The 22,739-nt window shown below is 72.3% G+C and carries 22 protein-coding genes and 1 pseudogene; 16 read left to right on the top strand and 7 right to left on the bottom strand.

Annotated features, from left to right (window positions below):
• The first annotated feature begins 7 nt into the window (after window positions 1–7).
• Complete coding sequence (gene spt / locus BM064_RS01235) at window positions 8–1,243, top strand: serine palmitoyltransferase (protein ID WP_092857037.1); 1,236 nt, start codon at window positions 8–10, stop codon at window positions 1,241–1,243.
• Here the strand turns inward: spt and BM064_RS01240 are convergent.
• Genes BM064_RS01240 through BM064_RS01250 form a run of 3 tightly spaced genes read right to left on the bottom strand, consistent with a single transcriptional unit; the run spans window position 1,206 to window position 4,035 of the window.
• Window positions 1,206–2,087 (bottom strand): hypothetical protein, encoded by an 882-nt coding sequence (locus BM064_RS01240; RefSeq protein WP_092857039.1) that lies wholly within the window; start codon window positions 2,085–2,087, stop codon window positions 1,206–1,208. The genes spt and BM064_RS01240 overlap by 38 nt on opposite strands.
• Entirely contained in the window at window positions 2,084–2,953 is an 870-nt protein-coding gene (locus tag BM064_RS01245; protein ID WP_092857041.1) for a diacylglycerol kinase family protein, read from the bottom strand. The genes BM064_RS01240 and BM064_RS01245 overlap by 4 nt, the downstream gene beginning before the upstream one ends.
• Window positions 2,953–4,035, bottom strand: coding sequence for a CDP-alcohol phosphatidyltransferase family protein (locus BM064_RS01250; RefSeq protein ID WP_218160909.1), 1,083 nt, complete (start codon window positions 4,033–4,035; stop codon window positions 2,953–2,955). Before BM064_RS01250 ends, BM064_RS01245 begins: the two co-directional genes overlap by 1 nt.
• A 38-nt stretch (window positions 4,036–4,073) precedes the next feature.
• On the opposite strand from BM064_RS01250, the gene BM064_RS01255 reads away from it, so the two are divergent.
• Genes BM064_RS01255 through BM064_RS01275 form a run of 5 tightly spaced genes read left to right on the top strand, consistent with a single transcriptional unit; the run spans window position 4,074 to window position 9,219 of the window.
• Complete coding sequence (locus BM064_RS01255) at window positions 4,074–5,042, top strand: metallophosphoesterase family protein (RefSeq protein ID WP_092857043.1); 969 nt, start codon at window positions 4,074–4,076, stop codon at window positions 5,040–5,042.
• Entirely contained in the window at window positions 5,042–6,202 is a 1,161-nt protein-coding gene (locus BM064_RS01260; protein ID WP_092857045.1) for an LptF/LptG family permease, read from the top strand. Before BM064_RS01255 ends, BM064_RS01260 begins: the two co-directional genes overlap by 1 nt.
• Window positions 6,199–7,242 carry an LptF/LptG family permease gene (locus BM064_RS01265; RefSeq protein WP_177236106.1) on the top strand — a complete coding sequence of 348 codons (1,044 nt, stop codon included), beginning with the start codon at window positions 6,199–6,201 and terminating at the stop codon, window positions 7,240–7,242. The genes BM064_RS01260 and BM064_RS01265 overlap by 4 nt, the downstream gene beginning before the upstream one ends.
• Window positions 7,232–8,395 carry an N-acetyltransferase gene (locus BM064_RS01270; protein WP_218160910.1) on the top strand — a complete coding sequence of 388 codons (1,164 nt, stop codon included), beginning with the start codon at window positions 7,232–7,234 and terminating at the stop codon, window positions 8,393–8,395. Before BM064_RS01265 ends, BM064_RS01270 begins: the two co-directional genes overlap by 11 nt.
• The gene (locus BM064_RS01275; RefSeq protein ID WP_218160911.1) at window positions 8,392–9,219 is read left to right on the top strand and encodes an NTP transferase domain-containing protein; all 828 of its coding nucleotides are present in this window, start codon (window positions 8,392–8,394) and stop codon (window positions 9,217–9,219) included. The genes BM064_RS01270 and BM064_RS01275 overlap by 4 nt, the downstream gene beginning before the upstream one ends.
• Here the strand turns inward: BM064_RS01275 and BM064_RS27310 are convergent.
• Window positions 9,132–9,599 carry a DUF2147 domain-containing protein gene (locus BM064_RS27310; RefSeq protein ID WP_177236107.1) on the bottom strand — a complete coding sequence of 156 codons (468 nt, stop codon included), beginning with the start codon at window positions 9,597–9,599 and terminating at the stop codon, window positions 9,132–9,134. The two genes, BM064_RS01275 and BM064_RS27310, sit on opposite strands and share 88 nt — an antisense overlap.
• Before the next feature lie 124 nt (window positions 9,600–9,723).
• On the opposite strand from BM064_RS27310, the gene BM064_RS01285 reads away from it, so the two are divergent.
• Window positions 9,724–10,485 carry an FkbM family methyltransferase gene (locus BM064_RS01285; RefSeq protein WP_177236108.1) on the top strand — a complete coding sequence of 254 codons (762 nt, stop codon included), beginning with the start codon at window positions 9,724–9,726 and terminating at the stop codon, window positions 10,483–10,485.
• Window positions 10,486–10,585: 100 nt separating this feature from the next.
• Window positions 10,586–10,843: a hypothetical protein gene (locus BM064_RS28470; RefSeq protein WP_143103231.1), complete on the top strand. Its 258-nt coding sequence runs from the start codon at window positions 10,586–10,588 to the stop codon at window positions 10,841–10,843.
• Between the two features lie 78 nt (window positions 10,844–10,921).
• On the opposite strand, the gene BM064_RS01290 is transcribed toward BM064_RS28470, so the two are convergent.
• Both BM064_RS01290 and BM064_RS01295 read right to left on the bottom strand, forming a co-directional pair.
• On the bottom strand, window positions 10,922–12,256 hold the full coding sequence (locus BM064_RS01290) for a metal-dependent hydrolase family protein (RefSeq protein ID WP_218160912.1): 1,335 nt from the start codon (window positions 12,254–12,256) through the stop codon (window positions 10,922–10,924).
• A gap of 86 nt (window positions 12,257–12,342) precedes the next feature.
• On the bottom strand, window positions 12,343–14,121 hold the full coding sequence (locus tag BM064_RS01295; RefSeq protein ID WP_218160913.1) for an amidohydrolase: 1,779 nt from the start codon (window positions 14,119–14,121) through the stop codon (window positions 12,343–12,345).
• A gap of 581 nt (window positions 14,122–14,702) precedes the next feature.
• On the opposite strand from BM064_RS01295, the gene BM064_RS01300 reads away from it, so the two are divergent.
• From BM064_RS01300 to BM064_RS01325, 8 genes and pseudogenes are all read left to right on the top strand, one after another.
• Window positions 14,703–15,533 (top strand): hypothetical protein, encoded by an 831-nt coding sequence (locus tag BM064_RS01300; protein WP_092857051.1) that lies wholly within the window; start codon window positions 14,703–14,705, stop codon window positions 15,531–15,533.
• Window positions 15,534–15,664: 131 nt separating this feature from the next.
• The gene (locus tag BM064_RS01305; protein ID WP_092857053.1) at window positions 15,665–16,813 is read left to right on the top strand and encodes a hypothetical protein; all 1,149 of its coding nucleotides are present in this window, start codon (window positions 15,665–15,667) and stop codon (window positions 16,811–16,813) included.
• 55 nt (window positions 16,814–16,868) lie between these two features.
• Window positions 16,869–17,192 carry a hypothetical protein gene (locus BM064_RS26730; RefSeq protein ID WP_143103233.1) on the top strand — a complete coding sequence of 108 codons (324 nt, stop codon included), beginning with the start codon at window positions 16,869–16,871 and terminating at the stop codon, window positions 17,190–17,192.
• A gap of 23 nt (window positions 17,193–17,215) precedes the next feature.
• The gene (locus BM064_RS01310) at window positions 17,216–18,664 is read left to right on the top strand and encodes a serine hydrolase domain-containing protein (RefSeq protein ID WP_143103234.1); all 1,449 of its coding nucleotides are present in this window, start codon (window positions 17,216–17,218) and stop codon (window positions 18,662–18,664) included.
• A gap of 406 nt (window positions 18,665–19,070) precedes the next feature.
• Window positions 19,071–19,934: a DUF3489 domain-containing protein gene (locus BM064_RS01315; protein ID WP_092857057.1), complete on the top strand. Its 864-nt coding sequence runs from the start codon at window positions 19,071–19,073 to the stop codon at window positions 19,932–19,934.
• A 417-nt stretch (window positions 19,935–20,351) separates the two neighbouring features.
• Window positions 20,352–20,426 carry a DUF2924 domain-containing protein gene (locus BM064_RS28475; protein WP_245779027.1) on the top strand — a complete coding sequence of 25 codons (75 nt, stop codon included), beginning with the start codon at window positions 20,352–20,354 and terminating at the stop codon, window positions 20,424–20,426.
• Window positions 20,423–20,838: pseudogene (locus BM064_RS27910) on the top strand (recombinase family protein); the annotation flags it as partial. The gene BM064_RS28475 and the pseudogene BM064_RS27910, both read left to right, overlap by 4 nt.
• A gap of 141 nt (window positions 20,839–20,979) precedes the next feature.
• Entirely contained in the window at window positions 20,980–22,125 is a 1,146-nt protein-coding gene (locus tag BM064_RS01325) for a recombinase family protein (RefSeq protein ID WP_245779028.1), read from the top strand.
• Window positions 22,126–22,523: 398 nt separating this feature from the next.
• Here BM064_RS01325 and BM064_RS01330 read toward each other — a convergent pair whose 3' ends face one another.
• Window positions 22,524–22,709 (bottom strand): hypothetical protein, encoded by a 186-nt coding sequence (locus BM064_RS01330; RefSeq protein ID WP_092857059.1) that lies wholly within the window; start codon window positions 22,707–22,709, stop codon window positions 22,524–22,526.
• Window positions 22,710–22,739 lie beyond the last annotated feature (30 nt).

Here is a 22,739-nt window from a genome sequence, read left to right on the forward strand (position 1 = left end):
AGGTAGCATGGGACTCAACAGAAGGGCCGCGGCGATCCGCGCGGCCTACGGCGATCTGCGCGCCCAGGGGCGCGACCCGGCCGCGCTCCGCTTCGACGCCGTCTCCTCGCCCACCCAGGGGCGCCTCGAGGGGCGCGACGTCACCCTGTTCGGCACCAACAACTATCTCGGCCTGACCTTCGATCCGGTCTGCGTCGAGGCGGCGGCCGACGCGGCCCGCGCCTGGGGCGCGGGGACCACGGGGTCGCGCATCGCCAACGGCAGCTACGGCGCGCACCTGATGCTGGAGCAGGAGATCGCGGCCTTCTACGCCAGGCGCGGGGCGGTGGTGTTCTCGACCGGCTACCTGGCCAATCTCGGCGTGATCTCGGCGCTCGCCGAGAAAGGCGATCACCTCCTGATCGACGCCGACAGCCACGCCTCGATCTATGACGGCTGCCGGCTGAGCGACGCGGACACCATCCGCTTCCGCCACAACGATCCCGAAAGCCTCGCCCGGCGGCTCGCCCGCCTTGAGGGGACGCCCGGCGACAAGATCATCGTGGTCGAGGGGATCTACTCGATGCTCGGCGACGCCGGCCGCCTGCGCGAGATCGCGGCGGTGAAGCGGGAGGCGGGACCGGACGTCTACCTCCTGGCCGACGAGGCGCATTCCCTGGGCGTGCTCGGCGCCAACGGGCGCGGCAAGGCCGAGGCCGACGGGGTCGAGGCGGACTGCGACTATGTGGTCGGCACCTTCTCCAAGAGCGTCGGCTCGGTCGGGGGCTTCTGCGTCTCCGACAGGGAGGAGCTGGATGCGCTGCGCTCCTATTCCCGGCCCTACATGTTCACCGCCTCGATGACCCCCGCGACGGTGGCCGGCGCGCGCGCCGGCTTCGCGCAGATGCAGGCGCGTCCGGAGCTGCGCGACCGGCTGTGGGACAACGCCCGCCGCCTCTACGCCGCGCTCGACGCGCTGGGCTTCGCGCTGGGGCCGGAGCCGAGCCCGGTGATCGCGGTTCAGCTTGCGGACGCGGCCCAGGCGGTGGCGCTGTGGAACGCGCTGATCGACGCCGGGCTCTACACCAACGTGGCCCTGCCGCCGGCCACGCCCAACGGGATCTCGCTGCTGCGCGTCTCCGTCTCCGCGGCCCATACCCCGGCCGAGATCGACTGGGCGGTGGAGGTCTTCGCGGCCGCGGGCGTCGCCATCGGGGTCCTGCCGCTCAGCGCAGGCGCTTCTCGCGCAGCAGGCGCAGCATGACGACCGGCGCCGCCAGCCAGGGCAGGCGGCGCTCCCACGGTCTCAGCTCCAGCGGGCGGCCGCCATGCCGCTCGATCTTCGAGACGATGTAGGGCAGGCCGCCGCGGAAGGTGAAGGCGGCCTTCACCAGCCGCGCGAGGTTCAGCGCCTTGCCGATGCGGCGCCGGCGTCCCCAGGCCCGCGCCGCGCGCCGACGCGCCTGCGCGTCGGGCCGGGCCGGAGCGATCAGCGTCTCGTGCAGCAGCCGCCAGCGTTCGGGCGCCGCCGCGACCAGGTCGCGGGACCGGCCCGCCGGCTCCACCCGCAGCTCCGCGCCGTAGGTGGCGGCGAAGAGGTCGCGCCAGACCGTCTCGGCGTCGCGCGCCTCGCTGAGCCGCGCCGCCCACCAGGAGGCCGTCGCCGCAGCCTCCTCCAGCGCCTCCAGCACCGCCGCGCGCGCCGCCGCGTCCCGGGCGTGGAGCAGGCGGACGGGCTGGGCGAACCGCGCCCAGAGCGTGGTGTCGCGCGAGCGCACGCGCATCCGGCGGCGGAAGGCGGCCAGCGTCAGCACCGCGACCTTCGCCGCCGCCTCCCCCTGCCGTTCGTGGTGGACGTTGGGCGGCAGCATGCGGCAGCCCGCGGCGGCCAGTCCGGGGCCGCTCCAGTCCCGCGCCCGGTCGGTCAGCACGTAGAGGTCCATCAGCCCGGAGCCGGCGTCGTCGCGCATCATCGCGCCGTAGAACAGCACCGCGACCACGCCCGGCCGCGCGGCGAAGCGCTCGGCGAAGGCGCGCGCGGCGGGGGGCGCGGGGGCGTCCGCCTCGGCGGCGATCAGCGAGCGCAGGGGATCGGGCAGGGCGCTCATGACAGGAACGTCAGCGTCTCGGCGGCGGAGAGGCGCACGGGGCCGGCGGCCTCGAACCGCTCGCCGTCCATCACGAAGGCGGGGGCGCCCAGCTCGAGCGTCGCGGCGCGCCCGCTGCGATATCCGGCGCGCCGCATCCAGCCCGTCGGCCGCCCGGCGAGGGCGAAGGCCAGGCCCAGGGCCAGGTGCGGGGCGGGCGCCGGCGCCTCGGTCCAGCGGATCGGATCGTCGCCCTCGCCCCAGAACGGATCGAGCCCCGGCAGCAGCGGCCCCTCGAGCGTGGTCGCGACGCCGGCCAGCGCGCGGCCGGGCCCGAGCCCCCGTTCGACGCCGCGGCGCAGCGAGGTGGCCTCCGCCCCGAAGGCGGCGCGGCGCAGGGTCGCGAGGATGGTGCGCGCCACCTGCGGCGCGCCGCGGCCGCGGCCTTCCTCGGCGGCGATGCGCGTCGCGGTCTCGTAGGCGCCCCAGCCGAGGATGAAGCCGCGCAGCGGGGGCGCGCCCTCGCGCTCGGCGCGCAGCAGGCGCAGGCGCCGCTCCCGGCCGCCGCCGGCGCGGAGGCGCGCGATCTCCGCCGGTTTTGCCGCGCCGGCGTGGCGGGCGACCAGGTTGGTGTTGCCGCCCGCGATTACGGCGAGGCGCGGCGGGCGGGGGAAGGCGTCGGGCAGGCGGCTCGCGATCTCGCGCAGGGTGCCGTCGCCGCCGTCGACGATCAGCAGCTCGATCCCCTCGGCGGCCAGCGCGGCCAGCGTCGCGTCCAGCCGGTCGGGCCCGGTCAGCTCCACCTCCCGCACGTCGCCGGCAAGCGGCGTCGCGGGCCGCCCCCGGTTGCGGGCGCTGGCGGGATTGCGCAGCCGCGCCGCGCGCATCAGGCCTGGGCCATCCAGGGGACGAGCGGGCCCCGGCGGGCGGCGAGGAAGGCCTGCCCGATGCGCAGCGCGTGGACGCCGAAGCACAGCGCCGTCCAGGCCGCGACGGCGATCAGCCCCTCGCGCGGGGCGCCCAGCAGCGCCGCGGCCGTGAGGATCACTAGATTGGGGTTCCGGCGCGCGGTGATCTGGCGGAACAGGCTGTCGAAGCGCCGCCAGACATGCATCTCGATCCCGAAGCGGGCGATGAACAGCCCCTCCTCGCCCCGCTGCAGCACGTAGCCCGCGACGATCACCGCCACCGCCGCGCCGCCGTCGCCCAGCGGATCGCCCGCCGCCGCGCAGCCCGCCGCCCAGGCCCACCACCAGAACGGCGGATGCACGAGGTCGATGCCATGGTCGAGCACGTCGCCGAACCGCGACGCGCTCAGCGTGGTGCGCGCGAGCTTGCCGTCCACGGTGTCGAGGAAGGTCATCGCCCAGGCCGCGGCCAGCCCCCAGCCGAAGGCGCCGATCCAGAACAGCCAGAAGGCGACGAGCACCAGCACGCCGCTGGCGACCGTCACCTGGTTGGGCGTGACGCTCGCCCGCGCGCACCAGCGCGTGACGGGCAGGGCGAGCGGGGGCCAGACATGCTTGGTGACCGCGTCGGTGACGCCCTTGTAGGAGGCGTCGAACAGCGCCTGCTCCACCCGCGGATCCTCCGCCCGCAGCACGAAGGGCGCGTTGCGTCGCCGCAGCTTCGGATCGTAGCCGCCGGCCAGCGCCTCGGCCGTGGTCGGCGCGGCGCCGGGCGGCAGGACGCCCTCGGCCAGCGCCCGCGTCGCCGCCTCGGCCCCCTCGGGGGCGAAGCGGACGGCCACGGGGAGCGCCTCGGCGTCGACCAGCCAGGTTCCCTCGGGCGCCGCCAGCAGCGCCCGCAGGACCGAGGCGTCGTAGACCCGGTCCCCGCGCAGCGCCGCCTCGGCGTCCGCCTCCGCGGGCTGCGCGTCCAGCCGCGCCAGCTGGCGCGTCAGCCGCGTCGTCGCGTCGAGGCCGAAGGCCGTCGCGTCCGAGTCTTCCACGATCTGCACCCTGCGCACTCGCGTTCCCTTTCCCGTGCATTGCCGCCGCCGCCGTCATGCCTCTATGGTTCGGCTGCGAATGTCCATGGCCGGCTCGAAGGTCCCCCACCCTGACGCTTTCCCTCCGTCTTGCCCAGATCAGCGACCTGCACCTGCTTCTCGGGACGCCGACGCTGCGCCAGTCCCTCGGCAAGAGGGGGCTGTCGCAGCTCGGGCGGGCCACGGGGGTGCGGCGGCGCCACGACATGCGCGTGGCCGAGGCGCTGATCGACGACCTCGCGGCGCAGGCGCCGGACCTGGTCGCGGTGACCGGCGATCTCGTCCATCTCTCGCTTCCGGCCGAGTTCGAGGCGGCGCGCCCCTGGCTCGCGCGGCTCGGCCCGGCCGGGCGCGTGGCCACGATCCCGGGCAACCACGAGGCGCTGGCGCGCGGCTGGGACGGCCCGATGCGCGCCGCCTGGGGCGAAATGACCGGGGGCGACGACGGCCCCGGCTTTCCCTGGCTGCGCCGCGTCGGCGGGGTCGCGGTGATCGGGCTGTCGAGCGCGGTCGCCACGCCGCCCTTCCTCGCCACGGGGCGGATCGGGAGCGAACAGCTCGCCGCGCTGCGCCGGCGCCTGGACGCGGCGAGGGCCGGGGGCGCGCCCGCGGTGGTGCTGGTCCACCATCCGCCGACCGAGCTTCTGTCCCGCCGCAAGAGCCTGACGGACGCGGCCGCGCTGCGCGCCGTGCTGGCCGAGGGGGGCGCGGCGCTGGTGCTTCACGGCCACGCGCATCGCGCGCTGCTGTCGTGGATCGACGCGCCGCACGGGCGCATCCCCGTCCTCGGCGCGCCCTCGGGCAGCGCCCCGGCCGATGATCCGCGCGGTCCCGGCGCCTGGCGGCTGTTCCGGGTCTCGGGCGAGCGGGGGGCGGTGCGGGTCGCGATGCACGAACGCCGGATCGGCCGCGACGGGACGGTGCAGGACGGGCCTGCGCTGGTCTTCGCGCTGCCGGCGCCGGCCGGGACCCGGGACGCCGCCTGATGCTCGGGGGCGTCGCGGATCGGCATCTCCTGCGGCTGATGCTGCCGCGCATGGCGCAGGCGCTGCTGATCGCCATGGGCGCCCTGCTGATCGAGCGGCTGCTGCGGCTGTTCGACCTGGTCGCGGGCGCCGGCGTGGGCGTCGCGCCGCTGCTGGGGATGCTGGCCAGCCTGCTGCCGCACTACCTGGGCCTGGCGCTGCCGCTGGCCTTCGCCATCGGCACGCTGGGGGTCCTCGCCTCGCTGTGCCAGAACAACGAGGCCGACGTGCTCGAGGCGGCGGGCTGGTCGGTGCGCCGGATCGGGGCGGTGTTCGTGCTGTGCGGCGGGCTGCTGGCGATGCTCAGCCTGATCCTGTTCGGCTATGTGCAGCCCTACAGCCGCTACGCCTACCGCACCCTCGCCCACGCGCTGAGCGAGGGGGGCTGGGTGGGGCCGATCGAGCAGAACGTGTTCCTGCACGTCGGCGACGACCTGATCATCTCGGCCGAGGACGCCGATCCGACCGGCCTCGTGCTCAGCCGCGTCTTCGTCGTCGAGCGGCGCGACGGCCAGGAGACCGCGACCACCGCCGCCCACGCCGTGGTGGATCCGCGGCCGGCGCAGGGGGTGGTGGGCCTGATCCTTTTTGACGGCACCACCATGCTGGCGGGGGGGGCGCGCCTCGATTTCACGCGCCTGCGCCTCGAGCACGAGTTCGACCTGGCGCAGAGCCCGTTCCGCCCGCGGGGCGGCAGCGAACGGGAGCTGACCCTGTCGGAATTGTCCGTGCGCATGACGGGAGAGGACGGATTGCCACCCGAAGCCCGCTACGCCACGGAGTTCCATGCCCGGATCGCCCGGTCGGTCTCGATGATCGCCGTGGCGCTGCTGTCGGTGCCGCTGGGCGTGTCGCGAAAGCGCTCCCCGACCTGGCCGCGCATCGCCATCGCCGTCGCGATCCTGACCGGGTTCCACCATCTGCTGCTGTTCGCGGAAACGCTCGGCACGCTCGGCCGCATGGACCCGGCGCTCGCGGTCTGGAGCGTCACGGGGGGCTTTCTGCTGTTGTCCGGCTGGCTTTACATGTCGACCCAGAGCCAGGGGTCGCGCTCCTCGCTCCGGCTGGTGCTGCGGGCCATCGACCGGGTGCGGCCGGCCCCGCGGCCCGACAACCCGTGACCCTGGGCCTGTACCTTTCGCGCCAGATCCTGCGGCGGATCCTGGGGGCGGGCGCGACGCTGCTGCTGCTCGGGCTGACGCTCGATCTCGCGGCGAACGGCGCCCCGGTGGCGGAGGAGGGGGGGAGCCGCGCGCTCCTCGAATACGCGCTGCTGCGGCTGCCGCTGCTCGCCGTCACCCTGACCCCGCCCGCGATCCTGATCGGCGCCGCGCTGGGCTTCCTGATGCTGGCCGCCCGCAGCGAGCTGACCGCGCTGCGCGCGGCCGGCGCGGGCACGCTGCGCCTGCTGGCGTTGCTGGTCCCGCTCGCGCTCGTGCTGGGCGCGGCCAACGGTCTGCTGGGCGACCGGCTGCGCTCGCAGTCCGAGGCCCGCCTCGCGGAGCGGTTCCCGAGGGCCTCGGAGACGCAGCTGCAGACCGAGGACCTGTGGGTCCGCGGACCTGGCGTCGTCGCCAGCTTCGCCCATATCGCGCCGGATGCCCGCTCGGCCGAGGGCGTCACGCTCCACCTGCTCGACGACGACGGGCGGATCGCGGGCCGGATCGCGGCCGCCTCGGCGCAGCGGGAGGCCGGCGGCTGGCTGCTGACGGAGGCGCGGGTGCGCCCCCTGGGCGGCCGCCTGGAGACGCATCCCACCTATCGCTGGTCGTCCGCGATGGGCCCGGCCGAGATCCTGCGCTTCGCCGGCGGAGAGGCGTCGACCTCGGCGGAGGCGGCGGCGGTGCTGGCGGGGGACCTGCAGGCGGTGCGGGGCGACGCCTATTACCGCACCCGGCTGATGCGCGGCTACGCCGACTGGCTGGTTCCCGCCGTCCTGATCCTGCTCGCCGCCCGCGCCGGCTTCGCCCATGGCAGGATCGGCGACGGCGCGCGCAAGGCGGGCTCGGCGGTGGCGCTCGGCTTCCTCTACATTGCGATCGACGGTTTCGCCGCGGCGATGTCCCAGACCGGCGCCGTCTCGGCCCCCGTCGCCGCCTTCGCCCCGCTGGCGGCCTTCGCCGCCCTCGGTCTATGGAGCGTGGTCACGCATGAAGGATGAGGAGGCCGCGGTGAACGACCCGACCCGGACCGGCACGACGGTGAAGCAGGCGGTCTCGCGCGCCGACGTCGCGGCTTTCATCGATCTGCCGGGCCGCGTCGCCGCGCAGGACCCGCACTGGATCGAGCCCCTGCGCATGGAGCGCAGGCAGCTGCTGTCGCCCCGCGGCAACCCGTTCTTCCGCCATGCCGACGTGCGCCTGTGGCTGGCCCTGCGCGACGGCCGGCCGGTGGGCCGGATCAGCGCCCAGCTCGATCGCCTGGCGGCGCCGGACGCGGGGCGGCGGGTGGGCTCCTTCGGCATGATCTCGGCCGAGGATCCCTCGGTCCTGCCGTCGCTGTTCGAGGCCGCCGAGGACTGGCTGCGCGGCCTGGGGGCCGGGCTGGTCCGCGGGCCGTTCAACCTCTCGGCCAACCAGAGCTGCGGGCTGCTGGTCGACGGCTTCGACACGCCCCCCTACCTGCTGATGGAGCACGATCCCCGCTGGCTGGGCGCGGCGGTGGAGGCCTGCGGCTATGCGCGCGCGCGCGACCTGGTGGCCTACGAGCTCGACCTCGCCGCCCGGCTTCCCGACCGGCCGCGGCGCATCGCCGAGCGCACGGCGCAGGAGGTCGCTGTCCGCTCGGTGAACATGCGGCGCTTCCCGGCGGAGATCGAGGTCATCACCGACATCTTCAACGACGCCTGGGCCGACAACTGGGGCTTCACCCCCCTCACCGAGGCCGAGATCGACGCGATGGCCCGGGAGATGCGGCCGCTGATCGACGCCGACCTGGTCAAGATCGCCGAGATCGACGGGCGGCCGGTCGCCTTCATCGTGCTGCTGCCCAACCTCAACGAGGCGATCCGCGACCTGAACGGGCGGCTGCTGCCCTTCGGCTGGGCGAAGCTGCTGTGGCGGCTGAAGGTCTCGGGCCTTCGCACCGGCCGGGTGCCGCTGATGGGCGTGCGGCGCGAGATCTCGGGGACCGTGCTGGGCAAGGCGATCCCGCTGATGCTGATCTATGCGCTCGAGGCCCGCGCCCTGGCCAGCGGCCTGGAGCGGATCGAGCTGAGCTGGCTGCTGGAGAACAATCTGCCGGTCCGCCGCATGATCGAGCAGCTCGGCGGCCGGCTGACCAAGACCTGGCGCATCTACGAGAAGCCGCTGTGACCTGGTCGGCGCTGGTCCTGGCCGGGTCGCGCGGGGCGACGGACCCGGTGGCCCGGGCGGCCGGGGTCTCCCACAAGGCCTTCGCGCCGCTCGCGGGGCGGCCGATGCTCGCCCACGTGCTCGACGCGCTCGCCGCCGCGCCGGAGGTCGGGCGCGTCGCGGTCTCGATCGAGCCGGAGGCGCCCCCGATCCCGGCCGAAGGGATCGAGCGTCTCGCCGCGGAGGGCTCGCCTGCGCGGAGCGCGCTGGCGGCCTTCGACCGGCTGGGCCCGCCGCTGCTGATCGTGACGGCGGATCATCCGCTGCTGTCGCCGGCGATGATCCGCGACGCGCTCGCGCAGGTGGGGGAGGCGGACGTGGCCGCGGCGCTCTCGCCCCGCGCGGCGGTCGAGGCGGCGGGCAGCCCGGCCGCCCGCACCTGGCTCCGCTTCCGCGACGGGGACTTCAGCGGCTGCAACATCTTCGCCTGCCGCACGCCCGAGGCGCGGCGCGCCATCGAGCTGTGGACCCGGCTCGAGGCCGACCGCAAGCGGCCCTGGCGGATGGTCCGCCGCCTGGGGCTGCGCCCGCTGGCGGCCTATCTCGCCGGCCGCCTCGCCCTCGACGGCGCGGTGGCGGCGCTGGGCGTCGCCGCGGGCTGCCGCGCCGCGGCCGCGCGCCTCGACCAGCCGGAGGCCGCGCACGACGTCGACAAGCCCGAGGACCTGGCCTTCGTGCGCCGGCTCCTGGCGGCGCGTCAGGCGGCCGGCTCGCCGCAGGCGGGAAGCGGCGCGGACGCGCGCGACCAGGTCTCCGTCCGCCCCAGCACCGGCAATCCCAGATAGGCGCGCATCCGCATGTCGCCGTCGGGCAGCGGCGAGAGGTCGATGCTGTAGCTGCGCCCGTGCTTGGGGTAGTAGAGCCGCCCGCCGCGCCAGCCGCCGTTTCCGTCCGGCTGCAGGCCCTCCACGATCCGCAGGCCGCACAGCGGCCGGGACCGGAGCGCGGGATCGGGGTTCTCGTCGTCGAGCCGCGGCTCGTCCCGTCCCGCCTTGGGCGCCATCCAGGCGATGCGGCCGCACTGCGCCTCGCCGCACGGCGCCACTTCCACGGCGAGCTTTCCGTCCTCGCTGAGCCATGTGCCCTCGATCGGCGCCGGCTGCGCCCAGGCCTGGCCGGCGACGAGCGACGCGGCGACGACGAGCGGCATCAATCTCGACTGCATGGTGCGCCTCTTCCTTTTGCGGGGACGTTCGCCCATTGTGCGCCGGCGCCGGGGCCGGACTGCGCGCCGGCGCCCCCGAGCCCTGTCGAACCGGGGCCGCCGCCGCTTAAACTCTGAGGTCGATATGCTGTCCTTCGTCAATCGCATCAAGGCCTTCAGACGCATGCCGCCGCTGCTCGCCGAAATCGGCAACGGCGCCCCCGCCTCCGTGGAGGCGCTGATCGAGGCGGTGTTCGCCGCGACCGGCGAGCTTCGCTTCGTGCAGATCGGCGCCAACGACGGGCGCGCGAACGACGACCTGACCGCGGTGCTGGAGCGCGGCCGCATCCCCGAGGAGAAAGTCTCCGGCCTCTGCCTCGAGCCGCAGCGCGAGGCGTTCGAGGCCCTGCTGCGCACCCATGCGGGGCGGAGCGGCGTGCAGTGCCTGAACCTCGCCCTGGGGCCGGTGGAGGAGGAGCGGACCCTGTGGAACCTGGCGGAGGAGCGCCGGGGCGATCGCCGCCGCGGCGATTTCGGCAGCCGCCTGGGCTCCTTTGACCGCGACCTGGTGCTCGCCCAGTGGCGCAAGCTCGCCACGCCGGCGCTGCGCGACCTGCCGCCCGAAGCGATCCTGGTCTCGGAGCAGGTGGCCTGCGTCACCTTCGAGGGGCTCGCCCGACGGACGGGCCTGACCTCGTTCGACCTCCTGCTGATCGACGCCGAGGGCTTCGACGCCGAGATCCTGCGCCTGATCGACCTGGAGCGCTGGCGCCCGATGGCGATCGTGCTGGAGCACAAGCATCTGAGCGCAGCCGACAAGCGCTGGTGCTTCTCGCTGCTGAAGTCGGCCGGGTACCGGATCGGCGGATCCAGCAAGGACCTCTGGGGGCGTCGTCCCGTCGCCTGATCGTCGCCAGAAGCGGCTTTGTCCCTCCCCGAGCTTCGGCTCGAGGATGAACCGCGCCGGGTCTGCCGGAGGCTCCACCGCCCGAGCAGGATGGAGCCCCATGAGCAGGACGACGAACAAGGTCTCCCCTGAAGCGCGCGATCGCGCGGTTCGCCTGGCGCCGGACAGCGAAGCGGAGCGTAGCTCGCGCTGGGTCGCGATCGTGGCGATCGCCCCGAAGACCGGCTATGCGGACCGACGCCGCCGTCCGCGACCGACGCGCCAAGGGCTGCTCGTCAGAATGTGCGGTGTCGAGAACGGCGCATCCTGCCGCGACCGGGACGGCCCGGGCTCGGGCGCAACCCACGACGGCGCATGAACTCGGGAGGAGACGTTCGCGGCGGTCCCGACCTTCAACGCCATGCGTACACGTTCCTCCGAGACGAGGGAGACGCACCTACCGCGTCAAGGCGTTCTTGTAGATCACGCCGTTCTTCATGATCAGATCGAGGTTCGCCTCGGGATCGGTCAGGATCGAGAGGTCTTCGAGCGGGTTCCCGTCGACCAGCAGGATATCCGCGAGCGCGCCTTCCTCGATCACGCCGATCCTGCCCGGGCTGTAGCGATGGGACAGGCCGAGGATCTCGCCGTTCCGCGACGTCGCCTGGCGCAGGATCTCCAGATTCGAGAACCAGTTCGTGCGCAGCGTGAACTCATCGTTCATCCGGGCGATCAACGCGGGGTCGGTGATGATATCGGTTCCGAAGCCGATCTTCTCGTAGCCGATCGTCTTGGCCGCCTTGAACGCGCTGTCGATGCCGTCATAGGCCTGCCGGTGCTTGTCGGCCTGGTCGTCGGTGTAACCCTTCGGAATTTCGGTATAGGTGATGACCTGCGGACACCACCAGACATCCTTGTCCTTCATCATCCGCACGGTCTCTTCGCTCAGGAGATTGCCGTGCTCGATCGAACGGACGCCGGCATTCATGGCGCGCTGGGCGCCCTTGTCGTTGTAGACGTGGGCCATGACGTAGGTGTTGTAGTCGGACGCAGCGTCGACCGCGGCCCTGATCTCGTCGTCCCGGTATTGGACGACGTCGAGAGGATCGGCATAGGAGCCGGTGCCGCCGCCGACCGCGATCTTGATCTGCGTGGCGCCCATGCGCATCGCCTCGCGCACGGCCTTGAGCACTTCCGGCACGCCGTCGGCCAGCGCCAGGTCGAAATATTCCAGTCCGGTCGTCGGCACGCCGTGCGTCGCGGCCGTCAGCGGCTTCTGGAAGGTGCGGTGGTCCGAATGACCGGAGGTCTGGGTGATCATCGGCCCGGAGGGATAGATCCGCGGGCCGACGACGAAGCCCTGGTCGATGGCCTTCTTCAGCCCGAAGGTGTTGCCGGCCGCGTCGCGGATCGAGGTCCAGCCGCTCATCAGATAGGTCTCGGCCGTCGCGGTGGCGACGGCGGCGATGTAGCGCTCGTCCGAGTTGAGGAGCGTGGAGATGGGAAGCTGCATCATGACGTGCTCGTGGCACCCGATGATGCCGGGCATCAGGACGCGCCCGCCGCCGTCGATGATCGTCGCGCCCTCGGCCTCGATCTCGTCGGTGGAGACCGCCGCGATGTGGGCGCCCTCCACCAGAACGCTGGCGTTCTCGATCAACGCCGCGTCGACCCCGTCGAAGATGCGGACGTTGGCGATCAGGGTGGCCGGCGCGGGCCCGGTGTCCTGCCCGAGGGCGGGAGCGGCGAACATCATCGCGAAAACCGCGGACGTTCTTGCGAAGCGTTTCATGCGAACCTCCTCTGCCCTGACTGTGTTCGGCGTTGCGCGCGCATCGGTCCGGACGCGTTCGCCCGAGGCCGCCCGGCCCCGTTCCCTCACCGGTCCGACGGGTGCAGCGCCCCTGCGAAGACCGTGCCCCAGACGCCGATGTCCTTGATCTTCATCGGATCGACCGCGAAGGGGTCGTCCTCGAGAACCGCGAAATCGGCGAGCTTGCCCGGCTCCAGGCTGCCGACCTGGTCCTCCATCCCGAGGATGTAGGCGGCGTCGAGGGTGATCGCGCGCATCGCGCGCTCCACCCCGATGCGCTCGCCCGGCGCCATCACCGTCGTCCCGTCCTCGGCAAGCCGGTTGACGGCGGTCCACACCGCCTTCAGCGGGTCCATGGGCACGATCACCTGCGGGTAGTCGGAGTGCAGGCCGAAGATCACCCCCTCGCGCTCCAGCGAGCCGAGCCGGGCGAAGGCCTCCGCGCGGTCGGGGCCGTAGGCATGCTCGCTGTGCAGCTGGCTGCGGTAGCTGGTGAAGTAGATGTTGGCGCTGGCGACCGCGCCCAGGGCGTGCATGCGCCGCGCCTGCATGGGCGTGCTGATGCTGTAGTGCTCCACCGTGAAGCGGTGGTCGAAGCGCGGCTTCGCCTCCTGCAGCTCCGCCAGCGCGCCGAGGCAGACGTCGAGCGCGAGGTCCCCGTTGGCGTGGCAATGGATCTGCACCCCCGCCTGCCACCAGGGCCGCATGCGGGAGGCCAACTGGTCCCAGGGGATGTTGTTGACGCTGCCGTTCGTGGCGTCGAGGTAGCCGGGGAACTGCACCATGCTGGACATCAACGGCAGGGAGCCGTCGGTGAAGAACTTGATGCCGTCCACGAACAGCCGGTCGTCGCCCTGCGCGGCGAGCTTGCGCCACGCATCCACCGCGTCGTCGCCGTTCTTCTCGTGCAGCACCATCTCGAGCGGCACGAAGCGCATGCGCACCGCGAAGTCCGGGTCCTTCATCGCTTCGGTGGTGTCGGCCCACTCCCTGTCGAAGCCGATGGCGCCGAAGACCATCTCGGAGGTGGTGGTGATCCCCACGCTCGTCGCGATGTCGCCCATGAACTTCAGGCCGTCGACGCCGCCGAGCGCGGCGATCTTCCCCCCCACGGGCTTGAGCGCGGCCAGCATGGCCAGGTTCTCGTTGAAGACGCCCGTCAGCTTGCCGTCCGCGTCCTTGTAGACGCCGTGGATGTCGGTGTCGTCCTTCAGCCCGGTGGCCGCGAGGGCGGCGGAGTTGAGGTAGGCGAAGTGCGGCGCGAAGGCGATCACCCAGATCGGGCGCGTCGTGCTGATCGCGTCGAGATCGTCGCGGTCGAGCGTGCCGCCCTGCTGCGCGGGATCGAAGCCGTAGGCGATGATCGGCTCGGTCGGGTCCGAGGTCGTCGCGTCGATCTCGCGAAGCTTCGCGAGCACCGCGTCATGCGTCGGGACCGGGTCGTGCATGCCGCCCCTGGGGTTCGGCAGCTGGATGGGTCCGATGTAGCTCAGCCCCATCAAGCTGGCGGACGAGTAGAAATGCGTGTGCGGCTCGACGAAGCCGGGCAGCACGATCTTGTCCTTCAGCGTGTCGTCGACGGCGTAGGCGTAGCGGGCGAGCCAGGGCTTCATCGACTCCAGCGTTCCGGTGGACAGGACCTTGCCGCCGAGCACGGCGACCGCCTCGGCCTCCGGCCGGCCGGGGTCCATCGTGTAGACCTTCCTGGCCGTGTAGACGGTGATCGGCGTCCCCTTGGCCAGCAGCGCCGCGGCCCAGTCCGGATGGTCCGGCGACGGCGCGGGCTGCGCCGCCGCGACGGAGGCCGCCATGGCGGCGGCTGCGAAAATGGCGAGCGTTCTCATCGACAAACCCTCCCTCCGGTCCGCGGGTCTTGTTCTCCCTCGTCGTCGACGACGCGGCGACCTGCCTCGGACGCGCGATCGCGCCGGCGGCGTCGACCGCCATCCAGCGCATCGCGGCGGTCGCTCCTCGACCCTCTCGGAACTGATGGCGCACACGAAAACCCGGTGCATTGACGCCGGTCATCCGCCTCGACCGTGCTGGCGGAGACGCGTCGGCAGGGCGTAGGGATCCCTGGCCCCGCCCGGCCGGCCCCTCAGCCGCCGTCGAAGCCATCCGCCGCGAAGGTCCGTCGGCGACGGGCCGCCGCATCTCGGGCCAGGAACGCCTGTCCGTCGGCGGCCAGGCTCCGATGCGGCGCCTGCGCCGGCGATCTCGCCCGGTCGACCGTCGGTGACCCCCGTCAATGCGGACGGGGCGCGCGTCCTGATCTGATCCCGATGCACGCTTCCGCGTTCGGCGCCGCGCAAGGCCGCGGCGAGGGGTCCTCACGAGGGGGGAGCCGCAAATGCGATGTCGTTCGAGGCGACGGCTGTCGTGCAGGCCACGGCTCCGGCGGACTTCGCTCGCGAGCTTCGCCGCCTTGCTCGCCTGTTTCGATCCGGTGTCGGCGATGGCGCAATCCGCGGGGGCGCCGTCCTCCGACCAGGTGGCGCGCGAGCTTGCGAACCCGAACAACGCGCTCGCGAGCCTGACGTTCAAGAACCAGGTCACCGGATACACGGGCGATCTCCCGGGCGCGGACGACCAGGCGAACTACACGCTCCTCTTCCAGCCGATCTTCCCGTTTCCGCTGGGCGAGAGGGCGAACGGCGGCGCCGCCACCCTCTTCATCCGTCCGGCCTTCCCGATCCTGCTCGACCAGCCCGTCTTCGACGTCGCAAAGGGCGGCTTCGGCGGGGTCGACGCGCTGGGCGACATCGGCTTCGACATCGGCTACGGCGTGACCGAGAAAAGCGGCCTGTTGTGGGCGGTCGGGGCGGTGGGAACGCTGCCGACGGCGACCGACGACCGGGTCGGCGGCGAGCAACTGCGCCTCGGCCCCGAAGCTCTGCTCGCCCGGTTCGAAGACTGGGGCGTCTACGGCGTGTTTCCAAAGCATCAATGGGCCGTGGCCGGCGACAGCTACGACTACAGCGCGTCCCAGGTCCAGTTCTTCCTGAAGTTCCTGCCGGGCGATGGATGGAACGTCGGCACTCAGCCGACCATGACCTACGACTGGAAGGCCGAGGACTGGACCGTCCCGCTCAACCTGACCGTGTCGAAGACGGTCATTCTGGCGGGGACGCCGGTGAAGCTCGAGCTTGCGGCGGATTACTACGTCGCGCAGCCCGGCGCCTTCGGTCCGGAGTGGACGATCAGCTTCAACATCACCCCCGTGGTGCCCAATTTCATCCTCGGGTGGCTGAAATGACGGGAGGCGTCCGCCGAACGCCGGTCGCTCCGGCCAGGGCCACGCCAGCCGGCGGACGGCGCAGGTCCGTCGGGCGGGCGGCCTCGGCGCTGGCGCTCGTCCTTCTGGGCGGCTGCGGCGTTCAGGCCGGGGTGATCCAGGCCCGCCACTGGGACCTGAACGAGATGCTGCGCGAGACGACGAACGAGCAGCTCCTGCTCAACATCGTGCGCCTGCGCTACGACGAGACGCCGTATTTTCTGCAGATCGGCAGCATCACCACCAGCTTCGCGGCCGGCGGCAGCGCCGGCGCGCAGGCGACCCTGCCCGAGCAGGCGCCCTCGACCTTCGGCATCAGCGGCGGCGTCTCCTATGCCGAGACCCCGACGGTGACCTGGGCGCTGCCGGACTCGCGCGAGATGCTCGGGCGCCTGCACGCCCCGATGGGGGCCGATCAGCTGACGGTGCTGACGCAGTCCGGGCTGGACCCCGCGGTCGTCCTGCGGGTCGGCGCCAAGAAGATCAACCGGCTGCGCAATCTCGAGTTCCACGTCGAGGACGGGATCTACGTCCCCGCCAGCTACGACGCTTTCCTCGAGATGCTGGACCTGCTCGACGCGCTGCTGCGCGACGGGGCGGTCGAGCTGTCCTACGGGGTCTACAGCACCTCGGGCGGCGGCAAGATCCCGCTGTCGCGCCTCGACACCCGCGCGATGGCCGAGGCGCTGCCCTCGGGCATGCAGTTCATGACCCGGGACGACCCGAACACGTTCGAGCCGCTGAAGCTGTCGAAGCCCCTGTTCCTGAAGTTCGCCAGCGGCTCGGACGGCGATCCGCGGACGCGCCGCCTGCGCGAGCTGCTCGACCTCGACCCGACGCGCCATTCCTTCGCGATCGTCGACACCGCCAATTCGGGAACCGAGCAGCTGCTGGCCGAGTCCGGGCGCCTGTCGCGGGTGCTGGACGGCGGCGCGCCCCTGCGGGAGATCGTGGTCAACAACCGCTCGGTGATGGAGATCCTGCGCTTCGCCTCGGCCTATGTCGACGTGTCGGCGGGGGACCTCGCCGCCGGCGTGGTGCGCGCGCGCAAGGCCCCCCCGCGCGACTGGCTGACCATCAGGCAGGCGGAGGCGGCGCCCGCCGACGCGTGGCTCGCGGTCGAGCGCGACGGCGCCTGGTATTTCATCCGCGACGACGACCTGAGTTCCCGCGTCAGCTTCACCATTCTGAACGCGCTCTTCGCCTCGATCGTGGGCGAGGTGCCGGGCGCGAAGCCGCTGCTGACGCTGCCGGTGAGGTGAGCGGGCGCGCTGTGGCTCGGGAAAGGATCGCGACCATGGCGATGCAGGGAAAGGGATGGACATGACCCCGGGCCTCGACGTCCAGGAGGCGACCGGGCGGCGCCGGGCCCGGATCGTGGACCGGCGCACCTGGCCGAAGGTCTTCCGCGGCGGGTTCGACCGGTCGGTCTCCGGCAAGCGCCTGGACCATGACGCGATGAACGCCAACAGCCGGCGACGGGGCGCGGTCCGGCCGGGCCGGGACCTGATCATCGCGGTCCGTTCGGTGGATCGCGGCGTCGCTTTCCGCGCCCGATCGCGACCTCGCGGCGGTTCAAGCCGGCGCCGAGGAGAACCCTACGCCGCGGGGGATCTTCCCGCGCCAGCGTCACGAGGATGATCGTCCGACCGGAGGAGGTGACGATGACCACCGACAGGACAAGGACCGAGCGACAGGCCGACGACGGGACGGCGGGCGCGACGGGCGGCGTCGACCGACGAAAATTCATCGCCGCGGGCGCGTCGCTCGGAACCGCGGCGGGGATCGCCGCGCTCGGCCTCGACCCGGAGGCGGCCATGGCGGCGGGAGGAGCAACGATGCCCAGGATCGTCGGCGCGCCCGCGATCGAGCCGCTCGTGCTCGACGGCCCGATGGCGAAGTGGAAGCAGCCCCTGTCGCTCGACTTCGTGCAGGGCGCGAACGCGCGCTACAGCTTCGCCAACTGGCAGTCGGGAAGCGACGACTCGGTCTACTACAACCTGAACCTGCCCGCGTTCTTCAAGAGCAAGGCCGTGATCCCGCCCGGCGGGATCAGCGTGCTGGAGCGGGCGATCCGCCCCGACCTGCTGGACGTCGCCTTCAAGGCGCATGACGGCGGCGTCGCGCCGCCCCTGAAGACCTATCTCGTCGGGCCGAGGCAGGTGCAGGCCATGATGATGGCCCACAAGGGGAAAGTCGTCTTCGAGACCTATCCGGGCATGAACCCGACGAACATCCACGCCACGATGTCCACCGCCAAGACCACCGCAAGCCTGCTGGCCGCGATGCTGTGGGAGGAGGGCAAGCTCGATCTCGACAAGCCCGTGCCGACCTACGTGCCCGAGCTGAAGGGGACCGCGTGGGACGCGGTGACGATGACGCACGCCATGAACATGGCCAGCGGGCTCGACATCGAGGAGACGTTCGAGAACCTGGTCAATCCCGACTCCTGGATCGCGAAGTTCTTCACCGCGGCCTTCGAGGGCAAGGGCGACTGGCGGCAGCTGAACAAGGAGGCGAAGCCGATCCCCGGCGAGCGTCCGGGCCAGCATTTCCGATATTCCTCCGCGATCACGATGGTGCTCGTCCTCGCCGTCGAGAACATCTCCGGCCTGCCCTGGGATGAATATTTCAACCAGCGCGTCTGGTCGAAGATCGGGGCGCGAAATCCCTGCCTGATCTGCCTCACGCCGGACGGCACGCCGCTGGGCGCGGGTCTGCTGAACGTCACGCCGGAGGACTGGCTGCGCTATGCGCTGCTCTACACGCCCAGCTGGCGCGCCGTGGCGGAGCGGCAGGTGATCTCCGACAGGCTCCTGAAGCGCATCCAGACCCTGGGCGACCCGAAAGCCTACGCGGGGACCACCGAGGAGGGCTACGGCACGCGCTGGTTCGGCGTCCGCCCGGATTACAACACCGCGCAATGGGACCATGCGTTCCACGACGGCGCGTTGTTCAAGCACGGCAACATGGGCCAGGGCATCTACGTCGATCCCGCGCGCGACTTCGCCGGCGTCTATTTCGGCCTCGCCCCGAACCAGGAGGATCTCTCCGGCATCGACCATGCGCCGGGCCATCTGCGCGCCGCCGCGAAGATCCTGGCCGGCGGTTGAATTCGGGGACTGCGATCAACCAGTCGCAAAGGGCTGCGACAGGAAATGAGCGACCGCCGCGAATGGCCCCGCGGGGCCGAAAGCCATTCTGAGAACACAGCTCGGCGCCGCCTGAGGGAGGCTGCGACAGCGCCGACAATGGCGAACGTTCCGGCCGCATCGGCGAGCAGGCCGTGGCCCGTGGCGAGGCGCCGGCGCATCGTGTTCGATCCGACGGCCCGCTCCGCTCGAGATCCCGACCTTCGTCGGTTTTGCGGCGAATGTCGGCTCTCCGCCCCAGGCGGCCATCGGCGTCGGTCGCAGCGAACGTCCGCTTTTCGGAAACCTGGCTATGATGGCGGCCTCCTGGCAGGATCAGGAATCCGGCCCTTGGCGCTGAAGTGCAGCCGTTCTGCCTCCGAGGCGGATGTCTCGCCGACACGGCTCGAATTCGCTCGACTTCTCCCGCACAGGAAGCGGTGGTGCGGGCGTCGCGACGCAGGGCCTGACCTGCGCCGACCGCCTCGGCCTCGCCGCCGGGGCCTTGCGCGGTGGGAGGCCGCGCATCGGGCGCGGGCCTCGCCTGGAGACCGCGACGAAGACCAAGATCAAGCTCACCGACCTGCAGCTGGTGCTGCTTTCCGCCGCCGCCGCGCGGCCGGACTTCATGCTCCTGCCGCCGCCCGAGAGCGTGCGGGCGAAGGGGAAGATGCTGGAACGGGCGCTGGCCCGCCTGCGGGACACGGGGTGGGTCGAGGAGGTGGCCGCCCGCCACGACGCCGAGGCCTGGTGCGACACCGAGGACGGCTGGAGTTTTGGATTGCGGATCGCGCCCGCCGGGCTGGAGGCGATCGGCCTGCCCGCGCGGGCAGCGGAGGATGCCGAGGACGCGGAGACGGTGATCGCGGCTGCGCCTGCGACGCCTGGGGAACACGGTGAGCCCGCAGCGGCGGACGGCGAGCCGGAGCCGGAGGAGGCCGACGCGCCTCCGACCGTGATCGACGCCGCGTCGCGGGCCGCGACCGATGCCGCGCCTGAGGACGAGGCCGCCCCGGCGAAGCCGCTCTTCCGGCCCGGCACGAAGCAGGCGCGGCTGGTGGAGATGATCTCGGCGCCGGAGGAGGCGGACATCGACGCGCTCTCCGAGGCGCTCGGCTGGCAGGCCCACACCACCCGCGCGGCGCTGACCGGCCTGCGGAAGAAGGGGCTCGCGGTCGAGAGCGCGAAGGGCGCAGACGGCAGGACGGTCTACTGGCTCGGCCGGGCGGAGGCCGCGGCCGATGCGGCCTGAGCGGGCGACGCGACGAGGCGGCGGCTCGGCCGCCTCGCGTCTGGCCGCGGAACTGGAGCAGCTGGGCAGGCTGGACGCGGCCGCGCTCCGGCGCGCGTGGGAAGAGAGGACGGGCGCAGCGGCGCCCGCCTCGGTCAGCGGCCAGCTGATGCGGCTGGCGTTGGCGCATGCCGCGCAGGCCGAGGCGCGGGGCGGCGAGCCGGCCCGGCTCGCCGACGACTCGCGGAAGATCGAGACGGCGCGGGCGGCCGGCGCCTCGGCCGAGGCTGCGCTGCAGGCGGCGGGACGCGGGGCGCCGCCGACCGACGGCCCCCGCCGGCGCCCGACTGATCAAGGTCTGGCGTGGCGAGACTCACGAGGGGGCGGTGACGGCGGAAGGGGGAGTGGAAGGGAAGGCGCTACGCCTCCCTCTCCGCGGTGGCCCGCGCCATCACCGGCACGCGGCGCAACGGGCCCGCCTTCTTCGGCCTGCGTGAGGAGGGTGGCCGATGAGCCTGAAGCGCTGCGCCATCTACGCCCGGAAATCGTCGGAGGAGGGGCTGGACCAGGACTTCAACTCGCTGGAGGCGCAGCGCGAGGCCTGCGCCGCCTACGTGCTCAGCCAGCGCCACGAGGGCTGGCGGGAGCTGCCGGAGCGCTACGACGACGGCGGGATCTTGGGCGGGACGATGAACCGGCCGGGGCTGCAGCGGCTGCTCGACGATGTCCGGGCGGGGCGGATCGATACCGTCGTGGTCTACAAGGTGGACCGGCTGACCCGGGCCTGTCGGACTTCGCGAAGATCGTGGAGATCTTCGACGCGGCGGGGGTGTCCTTCGTCTCGGTGACGCAGGCGTTCAACACCACCAGCTCGATGGGGCGGCTGACGCTGAACGTGCTGCTGTCCTTCGCGCAGTTCGAGCGGGAGGTCACGGCGGAGCGGATCCGGGACAAGATCGCTGCCTCAAAGCGCAAGGGTATGTGGATGGCCGGGCTGCCGCCGCTGGGCTATGACGTGAAGGACCGGGCGCTGGTGGTGAACGAGGCCGAAGCCGAGACGGTGCGGATGATCTTCCGCCGCTACCTGAATCTCGGCTGCGTCCGGGCGCTGAAGGCGGAGCTGGATGCGACCGGCGTGGTGAGCAAGCGGCGGGCGAACGGCTCTGGCGGCAAGTCGATCTCGCGCGGGGCGCTCTACGAGCTTCTGCGCAACCCGGTGTACATCGGCGAGACGCGGCACAAGGGCGAGCGGCATCCCGGGATGCACGAGGCGATCCTGGATCGCGACGCCTGGGACGCGGTGCAGGATGCACTGGACGACAACGGCGGCGGCAAGCGATCCGGGGCGTGCCGGGCATCGGCTCGGGCGCTCGACGGGATGCTTTTCGATGCGCAGGGGCGCGCGATGAAGCCGACGCATGCCTCGCGCCCGGTGAAGGCAGGGCAGGGCGTCGTGCGCAAGCGGTACTGGTACTACGCCTCCCGGCCGGATGGGGATGCGCCGGCGATGCGGATGCCGGCCGTGGCGCTGGAGGGCTTCGTCTTGCGCACCCTCAAGGCCCATCTCGGCGATGCGGATCGGCTCGCCGCGGATCTGCATCGGGCCGGCGTGCCGCCGACAGGCATTGCCGAAGCGCTGAAGCGTGCGACGACCCTCGCGGGCGAGCCGGACGATCGCATCGCGCCGCTGATCGACCTGGTCGAGCGGATCGATCTGGGCCGAAAGGTGCTGGCGATCACGATCAGGCTGACGACCCTCGTCGATGAGTCCGATCGTGACGCGTGGGGCGAATCGATTCGCATCGAGGCGCCGCTGCAGACCCGCCAGGCCGGGCGGGCGAAGCCCATCGTCATCGGGCTCGACCGACGCGAGCGGAAGCCGGATGCGGAGCTGATCGCGATGGTCGCCGATGCGCGGCGATGGGCGGGCGAACTGCTCGCGGACGCGGTCGCCTCGGTCGGCGAGATCGAGCGGCGGGAGGGCGGTCGGAAGGGATCGGTCAACCGGATCCTGCCGCTGGCCTTCCTGGCGCCGGACATCGCCGAGGCGATCCAGAACGGCGGGCAGCCGGACGATCTGACTGCCGGGGGCGCTGCGGCGGCTGCCGGACCTCCCGCTCGATTGGACGGAGCAGTGGCGCGTCCTGGGCTTCGAGCCTCGCCGGATCCGACCGGGCGCGCGGCGCGGCGCCGGCCTCAAGACCTCACCTGAAACCCGGCCGCAGAGCAAACGCCCCGCCGAGGGGCGTTTTCGCTCCGGTTCCGGTGCTCTCGTGAGGTCTTTGTGGCGCGACGCTCGGCTAACCCTCGGAAATGCCGGAGACTGCCCGGTCGAGGCAGGATCAGCGGTTTCCAGAAGGGCTGAGTGGTGGTGGGCGCAGTCCCGCCCGAACCCTGCACCGGGCCAAGAACCGGGAACTTACGGGGAAACCCATGCGGCTTCGGGCGTTTGAGGTGAAGGCCGAAGCGAAACCCTGTTCGGTCTCAGTCGGTTGCAGGTGAACACCCTGTTCCGCGGAACAGGGAAATGAATCCGGGCGAACAGGGAATTCGCAGGGAGGGAACTGGGAGGAATCCCGTCGGAACAGGGATCCGGGGCGCCAGGTCGGATCAGCGGTCCTCGGGCTCGGCCAGCAGCAGCGTCATCGCGTGGCCGTCCGACTGGCGACGGGGCTGCGCGAAGACCTCGCCGGGGAGCCACCCTGCGATCCAGTCGTCCGCCCGCACCTGGTCCATGCTGCTCGAACGGTCGATGCCGCGCTCCGGCAGCAGGTCGCCGAACGTGGGCTTCGACACGTGAAGTCGGCGGCGCCCGCGAGCAACATT

This window comes from Albimonas pacifica (assembly GCF_900113695.1).
GTDB classification, from domain to species: Bacteria; Pseudomonadota; Alphaproteobacteria; order Rhodobacterales; family Rhodobacteraceae; genus Albimonas; species Albimonas pacifica.

Excerpts from the sequence above, each read along its gene's own strand:
- spt (WP_092857037.1), top strand. The coding sequence starts at position 8 with ATGGGACTCAACAGAAGGGCCGCGGCGATCCGCGCGGCCTACGGCGAT.
- BM064_RS01240 (WP_092857039.1), bottom strand. The coding sequence starts at position 2,087 with ATGAGCGCCCTGCCCGATCCCCTGCGCTCGCTGATCGCCGCCGAGGCG.
- BM064_RS01245 (WP_092857041.1), bottom strand. The coding sequence starts at position 2,953 with ATGCGCGCGGCGCGGCTGCGCAATCCCGCCAGCGCCCGCAACCGGGGG.
- BM064_RS01255 (WP_092857043.1), top strand. The coding sequence starts at position 4,074 with ATGCCTCTATGGTTCGGCTGCGAATGTCCATGGCCGGCTCGAAGGTCC.
- BM064_RS01260 (WP_092857045.1), top strand. The coding sequence starts at position 5,042 with ATGCTCGGGGGCGTCGCGGATCGGCATCTCCTGCGGCTGATGCTGCCG.
- BM064_RS01270 (WP_218160910.1), top strand. The coding sequence starts at position 7,232 with ATGAAGGATGAGGAGGCCGCGGTGAACGACCCGACCCGGACCGGCACG.
- BM064_RS27310 (WP_177236107.1), bottom strand. The coding sequence starts at position 9,599 with ATGCAGTCGAGATTGATGCCGCTCGTCGTCGCCGCGTCGCTCGTCGCC.
- BM064_RS01285 (WP_177236108.1), top strand. The coding sequence starts at position 9,724 with ATGCTGTCCTTCGTCAATCGCATCAAGGCCTTCAGACGCATGCCGCCG.
- BM064_RS28470 (WP_143103231.1), top strand. The coding sequence starts at position 10,586 with ATGAGCAGGACGACGAACAAGGTCTCCCCTGAAGCGCGCGATCGCGCG.
- BM064_RS01290 (WP_218160912.1), bottom strand. The coding sequence starts at position 12,256 with ATGAAACGCTTCGCAAGAACGTCCGCGGTTTTCGCGATGATGTTCGCC.
- BM064_RS01295 (WP_218160913.1), bottom strand. The coding sequence starts at position 14,121 with ATGAGAACGCTCGCCATTTTCGCAGCCGCCGCCATGGCGGCCTCCGTC.
- BM064_RS26730 (WP_143103233.1), top strand. The coding sequence starts at position 16,869 with ATGGACATGACCCCGGGCCTCGACGTCCAGGAGGCGACCGGGCGGCGC.
- BM064_RS01310 (WP_143103234.1), top strand. The coding sequence starts at position 17,216 with ATGACCACCGACAGGACAAGGACCGAGCGACAGGCCGACGACGGGACG.
- BM064_RS01315 (WP_092857057.1), top strand. The coding sequence starts at position 19,071 with ATGTCTCGCCGACACGGCTCGAATTCGCTCGACTTCTCCCGCACAGGA.
- BM064_RS01325 (WP_245779028.1), top strand. The coding sequence starts at position 20,980 with ATGATCTTCCGCCGCTACCTGAATCTCGGCTGCGTCCGGGCGCTGAAG.